16 protein-coding genes are annotated in these 16,169 nt (G+C 33.7%); 14 read left to right on the top strand and 2 right to left on the bottom strand.

Translation table 11 applies throughout. The annotated features are described in order from the left end of the window. The first annotated feature begins 114 nt into the window (after positions 1–114). The 3 genes from KHA90_RS08385 to KHA90_RS08375 all read left to right on the top strand — a co-directional run bounded on the left by KHA90_RS08385 (position 115) and on the right by KHA90_RS08375 (position 4,116). Positions 115–642 carry a hypothetical protein gene (locus tag KHA90_RS08385; RefSeq protein WP_213297748.1) on the top strand — a complete coding sequence of 176 codons (528 nt, stop codon included), beginning with the start codon at positions 115–117 and terminating at the stop codon, positions 640–642. Positions 643–970: 328 nt separating this feature from the next. Continuing rightward, a complete protein-coding gene (locus KHA90_RS08380) occupies positions 971–2,707 on the top strand; it encodes a thiamine pyrophosphate-dependent enzyme (protein WP_213297746.1) in 1,737 nt (578 codons plus the stop codon). Between the two features lie 134 nt (positions 2,708–2,841). Further along, positions 2,842–4,116: an MFS transporter gene (locus tag KHA90_RS08375; protein WP_244860274.1), complete on the top strand. Its 1,275-nt coding sequence runs from the start codon at positions 2,842–2,844 to the stop codon at positions 4,114–4,116. A 73-nt stretch (positions 4,117–4,189) separates the two neighbouring features. On the opposite strand, the gene KHA90_RS08370 is transcribed toward KHA90_RS08375, so the two are convergent. Both KHA90_RS08370 and KHA90_RS08365 read right to left on the bottom strand, forming a co-directional pair. Next, on the bottom strand, positions 4,190–4,903 hold the full coding sequence (locus KHA90_RS08370) for a hypothetical protein (protein WP_213297743.1): 714 nt from the start codon (positions 4,901–4,903) through the stop codon (positions 4,190–4,192). Positions 4,904–5,180: 277 nt separating this feature from the next. After that, complete coding sequence (locus tag KHA90_RS08365) at positions 5,181–5,597, bottom strand: hypothetical protein (RefSeq protein WP_213297741.1); 417 nt, start codon at positions 5,595–5,597, stop codon at positions 5,181–5,183. Between the two features lie 238 nt (positions 5,598–5,835). Between KHA90_RS08365 and KHA90_RS08360 the strand changes: the two genes are divergently transcribed. The 11 genes from KHA90_RS08360 to aqpZ all read left to right on the top strand — a co-directional run bounded on the left by KHA90_RS08360 (position 5,836) and on the right by aqpZ (position 16,166). Then, positions 5,836–6,753, top strand: a complete 918-nt coding sequence (locus KHA90_RS08360; protein WP_213297737.1) for a DnaJ C-terminal domain-containing protein — start codon at positions 5,836–5,838, stop codon at positions 6,751–6,753. Next, the gene (locus tag KHA90_RS08355) at positions 6,746–7,051 is read left to right on the top strand and encodes a chaperone modulator CbpM (RefSeq protein WP_213297734.1); all 306 of its coding nucleotides are present in this window, start codon (positions 6,746–6,748) and stop codon (positions 7,049–7,051) included. Before KHA90_RS08360 ends, KHA90_RS08355 begins: the two co-directional genes overlap by 8 nt. Positions 7,052–7,438: 387 nt before the next feature. Continuing rightward, positions 7,439–7,822 carry a RidA family protein gene (locus KHA90_RS08350; RefSeq protein WP_213297731.1) on the top strand — a complete coding sequence of 128 codons (384 nt, stop codon included), beginning with the start codon at positions 7,439–7,441 and terminating at the stop codon, positions 7,820–7,822. Positions 7,823–8,060: 238 nt separating this feature from the next. Further along, positions 8,061–9,335 (top strand): voltage-gated chloride channel family protein, encoded by a 1,275-nt coding sequence (locus tag KHA90_RS08345; RefSeq protein WP_213297728.1) that lies wholly within the window; start codon positions 8,061–8,063, stop codon positions 9,333–9,335. A gap of 583 nt (positions 9,336–9,918) precedes the next feature. Next, on the top strand, positions 9,919–10,923 hold the full coding sequence (locus tag KHA90_RS08340) for a DHH family phosphoesterase (protein ID WP_213297725.1): 1,005 nt from the start codon (positions 9,919–9,921) through the stop codon (positions 10,921–10,923). 6 nt (positions 10,924–10,929) lie between these two features. Then, positions 10,930–11,589: a gliding motility-associated peptidyl-prolyl isomerase GldI gene (gldI, locus tag KHA90_RS08335; RefSeq protein ID WP_213297722.1), complete on the top strand. Its 660-nt coding sequence runs from the start codon at positions 10,930–10,932 to the stop codon at positions 11,587–11,589. A 14-nt stretch (positions 11,590–11,603) separates the two neighbouring features. Next, a complete protein-coding gene (locus tag KHA90_RS08330) occupies positions 11,604–12,683 on the top strand; it encodes a peptidylprolyl isomerase (RefSeq protein ID WP_213297719.1) in 1,080 nt (359 codons plus the stop codon). A gap of 39 nt (positions 12,684–12,722) precedes the next feature. After that, a complete protein-coding gene (locus tag KHA90_RS08325; protein ID WP_213297711.1) occupies positions 12,723–13,865 on the top strand; it encodes a peptidylprolyl isomerase in 1,143 nt (380 codons plus the stop codon). Positions 13,866–14,070: 205 nt separating this feature from the next. Further along, positions 14,071–14,967, top strand: a complete 897-nt coding sequence (locus KHA90_RS08320; protein WP_213297709.1) for an EamA family transporter — start codon at positions 14,071–14,073, stop codon at positions 14,965–14,967. Between the two features lie 90 nt (positions 14,968–15,057). Next, a complete protein-coding gene (locus tag KHA90_RS08315) occupies positions 15,058–15,414 on the top strand; it encodes a DoxX family protein (RefSeq protein ID WP_213297707.1) in 357 nt (118 codons plus the stop codon). A gap of 29 nt (positions 15,415–15,443) precedes the next feature. Continuing rightward, on the top strand, positions 15,444–16,166 hold the full coding sequence (aqpZ, locus tag KHA90_RS08310) for an aquaporin Z (RefSeq protein ID WP_213297705.1): 723 nt from the start codon (positions 15,444–15,446) through the stop codon (positions 16,164–16,166). Positions 16,167–16,169: the final 3 nt, after the last annotated feature.

Below are 16,169 nucleotides of genomic sequence, written 5' to 3'. Positions count from 1 at the left end.
CCTATGAACCTTTGCCGCTTTGAACCTTTGCAACTCTGAGCCTTTGCTCCTTTGAACCTCAAAAAAGAAAAATCCAATCTTCAAGAAAAACCGTATTTAAGAAAAAACCCTTTTATGAAATCTAAATTAATTGCTCTTTCACTTTTCTTATCTTTATTTTTAAACTCTTGTAGTGCTGTCGATGATTTATTGAGCTTTACTATTTCGAATGAAACTTCGATTATAATTAAAAGTACTTCACCTATTAATTTACCATCAGAAATCATTACTCCGGATGTAACAACCAATTCTTCGACTGAATTTAACAACAACAAAACCAAAGCAAGTTTGGTGAAAGATGTAAAAATAAGATCTCTAAAATTATCGATTTCAGATCCGTCAGATAAAACATTTACATTTTTGAAATCAGTTCACTTGTACATTTCCACAACAGATTCTGATGAAATTGAACTGGCTTATCAGGATAATATCAATTCCTCAAGCAATACAATCGATTTAATTTGTACCGATGCAAGACTTGATAAATACATTAAAGCCGATAAATACAAAATAAGGACACAAGTTACCTTAAAAGAAACCCTTACTAAAGATGTAACCGTAAAAGCAGATATGAAGTTTAGGGTGACTGCGGATCCTTTTTAAGAGAGGTACAAAGGTTCAAAGTAACAAAGGTTCAGAGGTAAACGAAGTGTAAAAAACTTTGTCCCTTTGAACCTTTGTTACTTTGAACCTCAAAAAAAAACCTTTGTCCCTTTGAACCTTTCTTGCTTTGAACCTCAAAAGAAAACCTTTGTTACTTTGAACCTTTCTTGCTTTGTACCTTCCTCAAACCAATTCTTTTTCCTAAATTTATAAAACCTTTCCAAACCTCTTTTACATCATAACCAGATGTTTCTTAAAATATAATCATTAGAAAGTAAACCATAACCAATGTTTATTACGATCTGAATATTAATTTTAAAAATAAATCATGAGTAAAATAGTTGCAGAACAATTAGTCGACATGTTAGTTGAGGCTGGAGTAAAACGTGTTTATGCCGTTACCGGTGATAGTTTAAATCATTTTAATGATGCGATACGCAGAAACGGAAAAATAAAATGGATTCATGTTCGACATGAAGAAGTTGGTGCTTATGCAGCTGCTGCCGAAGCCGAACTAGATGGTTTTGCAGTCTGCGCCGGAAGCTGCGGTCCCGGACATGTACATTTAATCAATGGTTTATATGATGCACATCGTTCACATGTGCCTTTATTAGCTATTGCCTCCACAATAAATACGAGTGAAATGGGAATGGATTATTTCCAGGAAACCAATACCATTAAACTTTTTGACGATTGCAGTCACTATAATCAAATGATTATGACTGCGGAACAAGCTCCCCGAATTATACAAACCGCGATCCAGCATGCTTTAGGTAAAAAAGGTGTTGCCGTAGTTGGTTTACCGGGCGATGTGTCTGAATTAAAAGCTGTTGAAAGTAATATTTCGACTCAATATTTTCATTGTAATCCTGTTATCAGACCTTCGGATCCTGAATTGTACCAATTGGCAAAAGCTATAAATGAGAGTACAAAAATTACTTTATTTTGCGGAATTGGCGCAGAAAAAGCTCACGATCAGGTCGTACAATTATCACAACATATTAAAGCTCCCGTTGGATATTCTTTTAGAGGAAAAATGAGTATTCAGCCTAACAATCCTAACGAAATAGGAATGACGGGATTACTAGGGCAGCCTTCTGCGTATCATAGTATGCACGAATCGCATTTGGTTTTATTGTTGGGAACTGATTTTCCTTATGATAAATTCATGCCATCAGATAATAAAATTATTCAAATCGATACGAGTACAGAACGTTTAGGCCGAAGAGCCAACCTTTACATGGGATTATGCGGTGATGTTGGCGATACAATAGAAGCTTTATTACCTTTATTAGAAGCCAAAACTGATGATAGTTTTTTACAAGCGCAACTTAAATTATATGCAACTGTAAAAGAAAACATGAACACGTACATCAATGATAATGGTGGAGAAGATACAATTCAGCCAGAATATGTAGCCCATATTATTGATAAATTAGCAGATAAAGATGCCATTTTTACGGTTGATACCGGAATGACCTGTGTTTGGGGAGCTCGTTTTATTAAAGGAACGGGAGAACGAAAAATGCTTGGTTCGTTCAATCACGGATCAATGGCAAACGCAATGCCAATGGCGATTGGAGCCGCTCTCGCACATTCTGAAAGACAGGTTATTGCCATGTGTGGCGACGGCGGATTATCAATGTTATTAGGAGATTTGGCAACCATTAAACAATATAATATTCCAATTAAAATTATTGTTTTCAATAATCGCGCTTTAGGAATGGTAAAACTTGAAATGGAAGTTGGCGGTTTACCCGATAATGAAACCGATATGGTAAATCCTGACTTTGGTTTAGTGGCTCAGGCAATGGGTTTTCAGGGAATAAATGTGCATAAACCAGAAGAAGTTGAAATAGCAATTGAAAATGCATTTCGACACAATGGTCCTGTTTTATTAAATGTCTTTACGAATCCAAATGCACTTGCAATGCCTCCAAAAGTAGAATGGGAACAAGTTGTGGGTATGGCAAAATCCATGACCAGATTAATGCTGGGCGGTAAAATGGAGGAGGTTTTAGATACTATTAAATCCAATTACAAACACTTAAAAGAAGGTATTTAAAAACATAAATACTAAACACGAATTTCACGAATTTGCACGAATCTCAATGGTTAAGTTGGTTTGTGAAATCAATTACACAAACTAATTTGTGACAATTCGTGAAATTAGTGTTGATTTAGCTACAGCTCAAATAAATGAAAATAAACTTTATGGACATCAATACTCATAAATCATATACTAAATATTACATTATTGCATGGGTATTTGGTTTGGTATTCTATTTTTTAGATTACGTAATTCGTTCCGCTCCCGCAGTCATGCTTCCGGAACTTTCAAATAGTTTTTCGGTAAATGAAATCGGATTAGTATCAATTATTGGAACTTATTATTACACCTATTCCACTTGCAGTTTGATTGCAGGAATCGCTTTGGATCGTTTTGGGGCAAAATATTCCCTTTTTGCCGGAGCTCTTATTTTAGGAATTGGATGTTTGTTATTCATGATTTCCAGTCAGTTTAGCGGCACAACAGGACGATTATTTCAGGGTGCCGGATGTGCTTTTGCATTTCCAGGCTGTGTTTATCTTGCCAGTAAAGGATTTTCGGCAAAATCATTGGCAACAGCAATAGGATTTACTCAATGTTTGGGAATGTTAGGAGGTTCGGCAGGACAATTTGTTGTAGGACCTTTGATCGAAAGGGGAATGGACATTACAACATTTTGGTTATCAATTGGAATTTTCACTATAATAGTTGCTTTTGGACTTTGGTTCATCACTCCGGCAAATAGAACAGATGAAAACACAGAAGTAATCAAAAAGAAACAAGGTATATTAACTCCCTATAAAATTGTTTTCAGTAATCCGCAATCTTGGTTGTGCGGGATTGTTTCAGGATTATTATTTGCTCCAACAACAATTTTCGCAATGACTTGGGCAGTTGCCTTTTTTCAAAAAGACAGAGCTTTAGATTTTCATACTGCAACAATTTCAAGTGCAATGGTGGCTTTTGGCTGGGTATTCGGATGCCCGTTATTGGGGTATATTACTGATAAAATCAACAAACGAAAACCAGTTTTAATATTTGGCGCGTTATTTATGATTTTGAGCTTAATTCAGTTATTATATTTTCCGGATTTACTTCCCACAAAAATCAGTATGTTTTTATTAGGTATCGGTTCCGGAGCTGCAATGATTCCGTATTCTATAATTAAAGAAGCAAATCCTGATAATGTAAAAGGAAGCGCAACAGGCGCGATTAATTTTATAACCTTTGGAGTAACAACACTTTTAAGTCCGCTATTTAGTCGATTATTTGGGCAAACTCTTGAAAATACAAGTGATAAGATAGTTCATTTTCAACAAGCGGGTTTATTTTGGATTATCGGAATTTCTCTAGCGATTGTAGTGAGTTTTATGCTGAAAGAAACTGGTGAAGGAAATAGTAAAATTGTTGTTGTAAAAGAGTAAAGAAGAAAGAATAAAGATGCAAGAAGAAAGATGCAAGAGTGTAGAATAAGATATGACGTGTTTGGGTCGTATCTTATTCTTTTGTAACTATGATGGAAGCTTTAAAACCTGCGGCAAGATTGTCCCAATAATCATTGGTAACTAATTGTCCTTTATCATCAAATACCTGAATTTCGGCAGTATTACCGCCTAAAGTACCAATATTTAATGCTTCAAAATCCAGTTTATTGAATCCGTCAACAAGATCTATTTTGACATCTTTAAAATTAGAATCTAAAAACAATTGATCTCTTATTACTTTATCATTCGAAGATACTTTTACTAAATCGCCATCAATAGCTCCGAAGTCTCGAAATTTCACGATGAAATATTTAGATTTAGTTCTAAAATCTCCTAAAGAAATATTATGTTTTACTAAGGTTCCGCGTCCTTCTTTTAATCCCGCATCTCTTAAAGCCTTGTCCAGTTCTTTCTCCATTTTTGGAACATAACGATCGCCTGGATTAGCAAAATCAGTTTCCGTAGACATGGTGAATTTGCTTTTCTCTACTCCTATTTGCAATTGAGATTTTGGCGTAATACTCGTATTATCAAAAACGTTTGGTGTTTTAATACTCGGCATATCCATATTATCAGCCTGAGGATTTTTTACTTCTGGCAATGGTGTTTTTTTAGGTTTTGCGCCAAACTTTGGTGCTGCAATTGGTCTGTATTTAGTACCAAATTCAGTTTGAGCTGAGACTGTTACAGCTGAAAAAAATAATATGAAAAATAAAATGTGCTTCATTGAAAAAGTATTATCGAATCGGCTTTTATAGTTTTTATAAAATAAAGTATGCTTCACAAAAATAGCATAATTTAGTTAGGCGCTACAGCTTTAAGATTATTATAACAATATATTAGGCTAATTTTTGGAAAGCAAAAAACCTGCCAAAAAAAGATTCTTATTCGTATTTCTTAATTATAATATAAACAAAAGCAAAAATCCGACTTGTCTGGACAAGTCGGATCTGTAAAGTAATAAACGTGAATTACTTTAGAGAAAAATAGAAATTATTATAGAATTAATCCTTAACAATAACAGCTGTTAAGGTTGAAAGATCCAGCGTTTTGCCCGCAGTATAATTAAGATGTACATCATCTGTATATGTTACTCCAGCCTCAACATACTCCACATATGTAGTTCTCTGAAAAATTTCACCATCAGTAGTTTTAGCCGTAAACTTCACCGTGAAATTTCCCTGCTCATATTTAGAATATGATATTTTAGAAGTGTTTTTTACAGTAAAGTCAATTTGAAGCCAATCACCAACAAACTTTTTTGATGTAACTGTTAAGGCAAAATCAGCAACATTAAATTCAGTATTACTTGTTGGAGCCTGATCATTATCGCTGCTGGAACTGCAATTTACAAATAACAATGACATTGCTACAAAAAGCACCATACTAAAGGTCGATTTTAAAATAGATAATTTTCTCATAATTTAGATATTTAAAAAGATTAGTTATTACAATTATTTGTAAGTTTATTTTTGCAATTATATAACCAATATCGATACAAAACAATACAATTATAAGATTTAACTTAAATAATAAGATTAATTACTAATATTTCTTAAAAAAAGAATATTACATAGAAAATATCCTATTTACTTTGACTTTTAATAAGTTATCATTAACTTCAAGCTTTTAATTTACCTTTATTAAAAACGCAATCAAATGGACTACATTGACTATTATAAAGTATTAGGAATCACGAAATCAGCTACAGAAGCCGAGATAAAAAAAGCATATCGAAAATTAGCCCGAAAACATCATCCTGATTTGAACCCGAATGACAAAGAAGCCGAGAAAAAATTCAAGGAAATCAATGAAGCAAATGAGGTTTTGAGCAATCCTGAGAATCGTAAAAAATATGATAAGTACGGAAAAGACTGGAAACATGCTGATGAATTCGAAAAAGCCGGTTACGATCCCAACCAACAGCAATCTTCAAGCCAACAAGGAAATCAAAGTTATTCTGATTTTAGCGGAGGAGATTTTGGAGGAAGTGATTTTTCTGATTTCTTTAATTCGATGTATGGTTCTGGCGGAAGAGGTTCCAGAAGTCAGGCGAAATACCGAGGTCAGGATTTAAATGCAGAATTACAACTGGATTTATCAGCAGCATACACTAGTCAAAAACAAAACCTGACGGTAAATGGTAAAAATATCCGCATCACAATTCCTGCCGGAGTCGAAAACGGACAGATTATAAAAATTCCAAATCATGGTTCTCCAGGTGCAAACGGCGGACCAAATGGCGATCTATACATTACTTTTTTAATCGATAATAATTCAGATTTTAAACGAGAAGGCAATAATTTATATTCAGATGTTGACCTTGATTTATACACCGCAATTTTAGGCGGAGAAATTAACGTGAATACTTTTGACGGAAAAGTAAAAATTAAAGTTCCTGCTGAAACTCAACCCGGAACTAAAGTCAAGCTGAAAGGAAAAGGATTTCCTATCTATAAAAAAGAGAATCAGTTTGGTGATTTATACATTACTTATACTTTAAAAATTCCGACAAAATTATCGGAAAAAGAAAAAGAATTATTTGAAGAATTAGCAAAATTAAGAAATCATGAATAGCAAAGACTTGATCCTGATAAAACAGTTTTGTGTATACCACGAAATTGAAAATACGTTTATAACTGAATTACATAATTATGGTTTGGTAGAGATTATTATTCTTGAAGAAGATGAATATTTGCAGCCGGAACAATTACCAACTGTCGAAAAAATGATTCGTTTGCATTATGATCTTAAAATTAATCTGGAAGGAATTGATGCAATTGCAAACCTGCTAAACAAAATCGAAGCTTTACAGCAGAATTTAACTGCTACTCAAAACAAACTTCGGCTTTATCAGCAGCATCAAATTGAATAATGAAGTGTTTTTTTGCCACAGATTTCACTGATTAAAATGATTTATATACAGTTATTTTTGGCCACAAATTTCACGAATTTCCGCTAATTTTTATTGTCACAGATTAAAATGATTATTGTTTGTGCCAAGTTACTCTCACCAACTACACGGATTAATTTGTGAAAATTTGTAAAATTTGGGGCTAAAAAAAATCTTTTTAATTTTTAAAATCTGTGGCAAAAAACAAAATCAACTACTCTAAAAATATCACAAAAAAGAATAATTGCCGTCGTGATTTTAATTGAATATTACTCTTTATCATTTGCATATTTTATAAATTGCAGCAAAATTTAACGAACCTGAATTTGATTTTAAATTGACAAAACAAATTCACATAAAACAGAAGAAATGAAAAGAGAAAACATCTTGACCGGATCACCTTGGGAAGACAAAATGGGATATTGTCGCGCAGTACGAATTGGCAATATTATCGAAGTTTCAGGAACTGTGGCTATTGTTGACGGCGAAAAAGTAAAAGCCGACGATGCTTATGCTCAAACTTTTAATATTCTGGAACGTGTTGAAAAAGTGCTGGAAGATTTGAATGTTGGAATGAAAGATGTAATAAGAACCAGAATTTTTACAACTGATATTAATAGTTTTGAAGAAGTAGCAAGAGCACATTCTTCCTTTTTTAAAGATGTAAAACCTACAACGGGTTTCTATGAAATCAGTAAACTTGTTGCTCCTGAATATTTAGTTGAAATTGAATTTACAGCTGTAGTACAATAAATGTTTCCTAACCTCAAATTACACAAATTTTCGCAAATTATTTTTCGCTACAATTAAAGAAGATTTCTTTATTTATCCTCAATCAAAAACTATTAATTTGTGAAAATTTGTGCAATTTGTGGTTAAAACTTTTCATTATTTTTTAAAAAGATTAAAAGATTTTTTTGTTTTTTTTAATTAAGCAAGGTATTAATTCGTGAAAATTCGTGAAATTCGTGGCAAAAACTTTTTACAATTAATGACCTTTTCAAAACTAAAAGAAATATTTCTGACAACTCTCAAATGGATTTTGATCTGTTTTTTGATTGGTATTTTATCGGGATCTGCATCGGCGTTTTTTCTTGCTGCTTTAGAATGGGTTACACAATTTAGAATTCACCACGACTGGATTATCTGGCTTTTGCCTTTTGGCGGATTACTGGTTGGTTTAAGTTATCATTATTGGGGAGAATCTGTTGCGAAAGGCAATAATTTATTGCTCGAAGAATATGAAAATCCTACCAAAGTGATTCCCATTAAAATGGCTCCTTTAGTACTTTTAGGAACTTTATTAACGCATTTATTTGGCGGTTCCGCCGGTCGTGAAGGCACCGCGGTACAAATGGGCGGAGCAATTTCAGATCAATTCACAAGGCTTTTTAATTTAGATAATTCAGAAAGAAAAATTTTAATCATTCTGGGAATCAGCGCCGGTTTTGCATCGGTTTTTGGAACTCCATTGGCAGGCGCTATTTTTGCTTTAGAAGTTTTACATTTTAGCAAAATCAATCTCAAAAGCATTGTCTTATCTTTTTTAGTGGCGTATGCAGCTTATTTTACTGTAGAATTTTGGAACGTAAAACATACACATTATACTATTCCTGTTGTTCCTGAGATCACTATTCCCAACTTATTTTATGTTATCATACTTGGAATCCTGTCTGGTTTTGCTGCTTTATTATTTTCGAGAAGTACACATTTTTGGGGTTCTCTTTTTTCAAAAAATATCAAATACCCTCCTTTCCGACCTTTTATTGGCGGAATCTTTCTTGCGATTGCATTTGCAGGTTTCGGACTCACTAAATTTTCGGGATTAGGTGTTCCGGTAATTGTAGATTCATTTTCGAATGCAAATCCGTGGTATGATTTTTTGCTTAAAATTCTCTTTACCGGATTTACTTTAGGAGCTGGTTTTAAAGGTGGAGAAGTTACGCCGTTATTCTTTGTTGGCGCCGCTTTAGGAAATGCTTTATCTTTAATAATCCCTTTACCAATTGCGCTTTTGGCAGGTTTAGGATTTGTCGCCGTATTTTCGGGTGCGACCCACACTCCTATCGCCTGCACCATTATGGGTATGGAACTTTTTGGAATTCAACCCGGAATTTTCATCGCAATTGCATGTATAATTGCCTACTTTTCATCAGGTTCCGTTGGTATTTATAAATCGCAAATTGTGCCAAAGAATAAATTTCAATTTTTTAAATTCCAAAATCCAATGGGAAATATAAATACAAATATAAATTCCAAAAAATAAATTCCAAATTCCAATAAAGAGTAAATCAATCTCTATAATTACTTCTGTGAATCTCTGTGAAATAAAAAATCCGTTTAAATCCGCGTTTTCGCTTTAGCGAATCAGTTTTATCTGCGTACAAATACAAATTCCAAAAAATAAATCCCAAATTCCAATAGAGAGTAAATCAATCTCTATAATTCCTTCTGTGAATCTCTGTGACTTCTCTGAGAATCTCTGTGAAATAAAAAATCTGTTTAAATCACGTTTTCGCTTTAGCGAATCAGTTTTATCTGCGTATAAATACAAAATTCCAAAAAGCAAATTCCAAATTCTAATAAAGAGTAAATCAATCTCTATAATTACTTCTGTGAATCTCTGTGACTTCTCTGTGAATCTCTGTGAAATAAAAAACCCGTTTAAATCCGCGTTTTCGCTTTAGCGAATCAGTTTTATCTGCGTACAAATACAAATTCCAAAAAGCAAATCCCAAATTCCAAACCTTCCATCCACATTTTATAATTCATAACTCATAATTTATAAAAGTGTGTTAATCTATAAAATGATTTCAACATTACATTAAAAAAATGTAAATTCGCACACTATGAAAATACAAGATATTCAAGCGATACAATTGTTACTCGCAACCCCAAAGAAAATCGCTATAATTCCGCATAGAGGTCCTGACGGCGATGCTATGGGTTCAACCTTAGCTTTATACCATTTTTTATTAAAAAATAATCACCATCCAACGGTGATTGCACCAAATGATTTTCCTGATTTCCTTGCTTGGCTGCCAGGTTCTGAAACAGTAAAAATATTTGAAAAAGATACTCAAAACTGCACCAAAATATTAGATGAAGCTGAACTAATCTTTACACTTGACTTTAATGCTTTTCATCGTACCGGCGAAATGGAACATACTTTAGCAAAGCTCACGGCTCCATTTATCATGATCGATCATCATCAAAAACCGGATGATTATGCAGCTTTTATGTATTCTGACACTACGTTTGGATCAACTTGTGAAATGATTTATAACTTTATTTCTTTCTTAGGAAAAAAAGAAGATATCGATAAAACAATCGCTACTTGTATTTATACTGGAATTTTAACTGATTCAGGTTCTTTTCGTTTTCCGGGAACAACAGGAAACACGCACCGAATTATTGCAGAACTAATTGATCTGGGAGTTGAAAATACGCAGATTCCTGTTTTATTATTTGATAATAGTTCTTACAGCCGTTTGCAATTATTGGGTCGTGCTTTACAAAACATGAAAGTACTTACGGCGCACAAAACCTCATATACTTCGCTTACTCAGGCTGAACTCGATGCATTTGATTATGTAAAAGGTGATACTGAAGGAATTGTAAATTACGGACTAAGTATAAAAGGTATTGTTTTTACTGCTATTTTTATCGAAAATAAAGACGAGAAAATTATCAAGATTTCTTTCCGTTCTCAAGGTGGTTTTGACGTGAACCAATTTGCACGCGATCACTTTAACGGTGGCGGACATAGCAATGCGGCAGGAGGAAGATCTGAAGTTTCAATGGAAGAAACTTTGAATAAGTTTGAAGATTTAGTAAATAAACTAAAAATATAACCCAATATGAACTACTTAAAACTAAGCATTTACACCCTACTTTTTGCTGTTTTATTTGTGAGCTGTAAACAACATGAAGATGCGAGAAGACCTATCTCTCAAACATCAGGAACCTTCATGAAAAAATCTGTTGACAGAAATAAAAAATTAGTAGCTAATGAGGAAGATGTTATTAAAAAAATAATCAAAAGCAACCCCAAAATAAAATATTACGCAACAAGAAAAGGATATTGGCTGTATTATGATGAACAAAATACTACGGATCTTGCAACACCTAAAAAAGGAGATATTGCCTATTTTAATCTTGAAGTAAAAGATATCGAAGGTAAAATCATTTATTCTGAAGCTGATCTTGGTCCGCAGACGTATTATGTAGACAAACAGGATATTATGATGGGATTGCGTGATGGTATTAAAATGATGCATAAAAATGAGATCGTTACCTTCTTGTTTCCATCTCATATAGCATACGGATATCATGGTGATAATAAAAAAATTGGAACTAATCAGTCCTTAATTTGTACTGTTACGCTTCGTAATTTTGTACCGGATCCAGCCGCTAAACCTGCTGCAATAGTGGGACAAGCTCAGACAACATCAGTTCCTAAACCCATAACTCCAACTAAACCAGTCACTCCAACTAAAAAAGACACAATAAACCCATAAACAACATTTAAGAAATGAAAAAGAGTATTTTATTACTATTAGCTGTTACCGTAAGCTCATTATATTCTTGTAAAGATGAACACAGCAACTTGCCTGATGGTTTATATGCCGATATTGAAACCAATAAAGGGCACATTATTGTTGAATTAGATTATCAAAAAGCACCTGTTACAGTAGCGAATTTTGTAACCTTGGCAGAAGGTAAAAGTGAGTTTGTTACTAAAGATTATTTGAAAAACAAACCTTTTTATAACGGTTTAAAATTTCACAGAGTTATTGAAGATTTCATGATTCAGACCGGAGATCCTGAAGGAACTGGTTCTGGAGATACAGGATATAAATTTAAGGATGAAATCACAGATCTAAAATTTGATAAAGGAGGCGTTTTAGCAATGGCTAATAATGGTCCGGGAACAAATAGCAGTCAGTTTTTTATCACCCATGTTGAAACTCCATGGTTAGAGGGAAAACATACAATTTTTGGTCATGTTGTTGAAAAAGGACAAGAAGTAGTAAATCAGGTAAAACAAGGCGATACTGTTGTTGCTGTAACTATTATCAGAAATGGTGAAGCAGCTAAAAAGTTTGATGCTGTAAAAGTATTCCACGATTATTTTTCTGAAATTGCTAAAGAAAAAAGTAAATTCGCAGGAGTTCAAAAAGAAAAAGTAGATTATTTTGCTTCTGTGAGACCTAAAGCAACTAAAACAAATACTGGTTTAGAATATTTAATTACAGAAAAAGGAACGGGTAAAAAACCGGCAGCCGGAACGCAATTATACATTCATTATTCAGGTTTCTTAGAAGATGGAACTTTATTTGATTCAAGCGTTGAAGAAGTGAATAAAGCTTTTGGAAAATTTGACTCAGCAAGAGCAGAACAAAAAGGATATCAGCCAATTCCGTTTCAGGCAGGTCGTAAAGATGGTATGATCCCGGGATTTATAGAAGGAATCGAACAACTTTCATTTGGAGATAAAGCAATTCTGTTTATTCCGTCACATTTAGCATACGGAGCGACAGGAGCCGGAGGAGTAATTCCACCAAACGCTAACATTATTTTTGAAATCCAATTATTAGAAAAGCCACAATAATTATATAAAAACATTCACATAGACTTAAATTCTAACATTATGAAATTTAAATTTCTATTTTTATTTTGTCTCGCTGTAGTAAATATCCAGGCTCAGACAAAAAAGCCAGTTTCTAAAGCAAAAGCTCCGGCAGCTAAAACAACAACAAAAGCAGTTGCTAAAACAGATCCTAATGATGGTATTTTTGCTACTATCTCCACTACAAAAGGTGATATTGTAGTTTCGTTAGAATATGTAAAAACACCTGTAACTGTAGCTAACTTTATTTCTCTTGCAGAAGGAAATAATCCTAATGTAAAAGTGGAAAGACTGAAAGGAAAACCTTTTTATAACGGATTAAAATTTCACAGAGTTATCAATGATTTCATGATTCAGGGTGGAGATCCGGACGGAAACGGTTCTGGTGGTCCGGGATATGCATTTAAAGATGAATTTGTAGATGAATTGAAATTTACCAAAGGTGGAGTTCTTGCTATGGCGAATTCTGGTCCTGCTACAAACGGAAGCCAGTTTTTTATCACGCATAAAGAAACTCCGTGGTTAAACGGAAAGCATACTATTTTTGGTCATGTAGTTTCAGGAATGGACAATGTAAATAAAATTGTTCAGGATGATATTATGACAAAAATCACCATTACACGTAAAGGTGCTGCAGCTAAAAAGTTTGATGCTGTAAAAGTTTTAGCCGATGATGTAAAAAAACAAGACGCTAAAAAATCAGAATCTCAAAAAGTAGTAAAGGAAAAAGCGGCTTATTTTGCTGCAACAAAAGCAAAAGCTACAACAACTGCATCAGGACTAAAATATGTAATTACTAAAAAAGGAACTGGTGTAAAAGGAGCCGAAGGATCTCCAATTTTCTTTCATTATGCAGGATATTTTGAAGACGGAAATCTTTTTGACAGCAGTATGGCAAGCGTGGCAAAAGCTTATGGCAAATACGATGCAAACCGCGATGCTCAAAAAGGATATCAGGCTTTTCCTTTTACAGTTGGAAAAAAGGACGGAATGATTCCTGGTTTTATCGAAGCTCTGGATATGCTGACTGATGGAGATAAGGCAATTTTCTTTCTTCCTGCAAATTTAGCTTATGGAGAAAAAGGTGCCGGAGGTGTAATCCCGCCAAACTCTACATTAGTTTTTGAAATTGAAACTTACAAAACACAGCCTGTTGTAAAATAAAGGTTGATTTTTATACTTTAAAACCCGTCAAAATTTAGATTTTGACGGGTTTTTTATTTTTATCTAATACTGTCAAATTCATAATTTTAGAACATAAATCGACCTTAAAACCAAACCGATAATAGTATTTTTGGTCATTTACTATTAATTCCTAAACAAATAGCGTACCTTTGCCGGCTTTAATTTTTTAAAATAAACAGATAAAATGTCACAAAATAACGTATTAAAAGGAGTGTTTTTAGTAGCAATAGGAGCTACAACTTACGGAATGTTAGCCACTTTTGTAAAAATGGCTTACACCGAAGGATACACCACTGCCGAAGTAACAACATCTCAATTTATATTAGGAATTATTGGAATTTTACTAATCAATGCATTCCAAAAAATCAAACATAAAGACAAGGTTGTAAAAGCCAGCAAAAAAAATATTTTCAGCCTGATGATTGCCGGAACTTCTTTAGGAATGACAAGCTTGTTTTATTACTTAGCTGTAAAATACATTCCAGTTTCTATTGGGATCGTTTTATTAATGCAAACCGTCTGGATGGGTGTTTTACTTGAAATGATTTTAGAAAAAAAACTGCCTTCAAAACAAAAAGTAATCGCTGTAATAATTGTACTCGTTGGTACTGTTCTGGCGACAAATATACTTCATAACGAAATAAACCTGGACTGGAGAGGTCTTGTTTGGGGAATTTTAGCTGCTGCATCTTTCACTACAACGATGTTTACTGCAAATAGTGTAGCGACAGAAATTTCATCTGCTCAACGTAGTTTATATATGCTTCTGGGCGGATCTATTATTGTATTTTCATTTGCAATTGCTACTCAGGTTGCTCCTTTTAATTTTGAAATTTTCATGAAATGGGGAATTATACTAGCTCTTTTTGGAACTATTATTCCGCCAATGCTTATGACAGCAGGTTTCCCATTAACCGGAATTGGATTAGGAAGTATTGTTTCGGCACTGGAACTTCCTGTTTCGGTAATGATGGCGTATGTATTATTGAATGAAGAAGTAGTTTTTACACAATGGGTTGGAATTGTTTTAATTATTCTTGCTATAATTATTATGAATGTAAATTTCAAACGTAAAAATTAACTTATTTACCTGTATCTAAAAAAATGCCTTTTATAATGTGTTATTTGTTAATTTTTCCATAAATTCGTCAGAAACAAATTACATATTATTATGAACTTACCGTGGCATTTATATTTAATGGCTGTACTTTTTATTATTGCCGGATTAAATCATTTTAGAAATCCGAGAATGTATATCAAAATCATTCCGCCATTTTTCACGAATCCCAAATTAATAAATATTTTAAGCGGAGTTGCCGAAGTCACTTTAGGCGCTCTGCTAATGGTTGGTTACACGTCAAATTTTGCAGCTTGGGGAATAATAGCATTACTAATTGCCGTGTTTCCTGCAAATTTTTACATGTATCAAAATAAAAAAGCAAGTTTTGGTTTACCAAATTGGATTTTATTTGTACGTTTGCCCTTACAATTGGTTTTGATTTTTTGGGCATACCAATATACCCTTTAACAATCAACTATTAATTAAAATTATTTATTATGAAAAAATTATTTGCTGAGTTCTTCGGAACTTTTTGGCTTGTTTTTGGAGGTTGTGGAAGCGCACTTTTTGCTGCCGGATATCCTGAACTGGGAATTGGCTTTGCAGGTGTTGCATTGGCTTTTGGTTTAACGGTTTTAACAATGGCGTATGCTGTTGGACACATTTCAGGCGGACATTTTAATCCCGCGGTTTCAATAGGTTTATGGGCTGGTGGAAGATTTCCTGCAAAAGAACTTCTACCTTACATTATTTCGCAATGTGTAGGCGCAATTGCCGCAGCAGGAACATTATTTATTATCTGGACGGGAAAAGCCGGAAATGCAATAAACAATATGCAAGCCGGAGCATTTGCATCAAATGGTTACGGAGCGTTCTCACCTGATGGTTATTCACTGCAATCTGCTTTTTTAGCTGAATTTGTACTGACTTTCTTCTTCCTGCTAATAATTCTGGGAGCTACAGATAAGTATGCCAATACAAGTTTTTGCGGTATCGTTATTGGTTTAGCACTAACTTTGATTCACTTAATCAGCATTCCAATCACAAATACTTCTGTAAATCCTGCAAGATCATTATCTCAGGCAATTTTTACAGGTGGTGAACCCCTGACTCAGGTTTGGTTATTTTGGGCAGCGCCAATTTTAGGAGCTTTATTAGCCGGATTTATATACAAAACCCTATTACAAAAAAACGATAACGAAGATACATCAAACAACTAAAAA

Source organism: Flavobacterium psychroterrae, from assembly GCF_018380615.1.
Lineage (GTDB): Bacteria > Bacteroidota > Bacteroidia > Flavobacteriales > Flavobacteriaceae > Flavobacterium > Flavobacterium psychroterrae.
This window is presented reverse-complemented; position numbering and strand designations above follow the sequence as displayed.

What these genes read in the sequence shown, in the direction of transcription:
- KHA90_RS08385 (WP_213297748.1), top strand. Translation starts at nt 115, where the DNA reads ATGAAATCTAAATTAATTGCTCTTTCACTTTTCTTATCTTTATTTTTA.
- KHA90_RS08380 (WP_213297746.1), top strand. Translation starts at nt 971, where the DNA reads ATGAGTAAAATAGTTGCAGAACAATTAGTCGACATGTTAGTTGAGGCT.
- KHA90_RS08375 (WP_244860274.1), top strand. Translation starts at nt 2,842, where the DNA reads ATGAAAATAAACTTTATGGACATCAATACTCATAAATCATATACTAAA.
- KHA90_RS08370 (WP_213297743.1), bottom strand. Translation starts at nt 4,903, where the DNA reads ATGAAGCACATTTTATTTTTCATATTATTTTTTTCAGCTGTAACAGTC.
- KHA90_RS08365 (WP_213297741.1), bottom strand. Translation starts at nt 5,597, where the DNA reads ATGAGAAAATTATCTATTTTAAAATCGACCTTTAGTATGGTGCTTTTT.
- KHA90_RS08360 (WP_213297737.1), top strand. Translation starts at nt 5,836, where the DNA reads ATGGACTACATTGACTATTATAAAGTATTAGGAATCACGAAATCAGCT.
- KHA90_RS08355 (WP_213297734.1), top strand. Translation starts at nt 6,746, where the DNA reads ATGAATAGCAAAGACTTGATCCTGATAAAACAGTTTTGTGTATACCAC.
- KHA90_RS08350 (WP_213297731.1), top strand. Translation starts at nt 7,439, where the DNA reads ATGAAAAGAGAAAACATCTTGACCGGATCACCTTGGGAAGACAAAATG.
- KHA90_RS08345 (WP_213297728.1), top strand. Translation starts at nt 8,061, where the DNA reads ATGACCTTTTCAAAACTAAAAGAAATATTTCTGACAACTCTCAAATGG.
- KHA90_RS08340 (WP_213297725.1), top strand. Translation starts at nt 9,919, where the DNA reads ATGAAAATACAAGATATTCAAGCGATACAATTGTTACTCGCAACCCCA.
- gldI (WP_213297722.1), top strand. Translation starts at nt 10,930, where the DNA reads ATGAACTACTTAAAACTAAGCATTTACACCCTACTTTTTGCTGTTTTA.
- KHA90_RS08330 (WP_213297719.1), top strand. Translation starts at nt 11,604, where the DNA reads ATGAAAAAGAGTATTTTATTACTATTAGCTGTTACCGTAAGCTCATTA.
- KHA90_RS08325 (WP_213297711.1), top strand. Translation starts at nt 12,723, where the DNA reads ATGAAATTTAAATTTCTATTTTTATTTTGTCTCGCTGTAGTAAATATC.
- KHA90_RS08320 (WP_213297709.1), top strand. Translation starts at nt 14,071, where the DNA reads ATGTCACAAAATAACGTATTAAAAGGAGTGTTTTTAGTAGCAATAGGA.
- KHA90_RS08315 (WP_213297707.1), top strand. Translation starts at nt 15,058, where the DNA reads ATGAACTTACCGTGGCATTTATATTTAATGGCTGTACTTTTTATTATT.
- aqpZ (WP_213297705.1), top strand. Translation starts at nt 15,444, where the DNA reads ATGAAAAAATTATTTGCTGAGTTCTTCGGAACTTTTTGGCTTGTTTTT.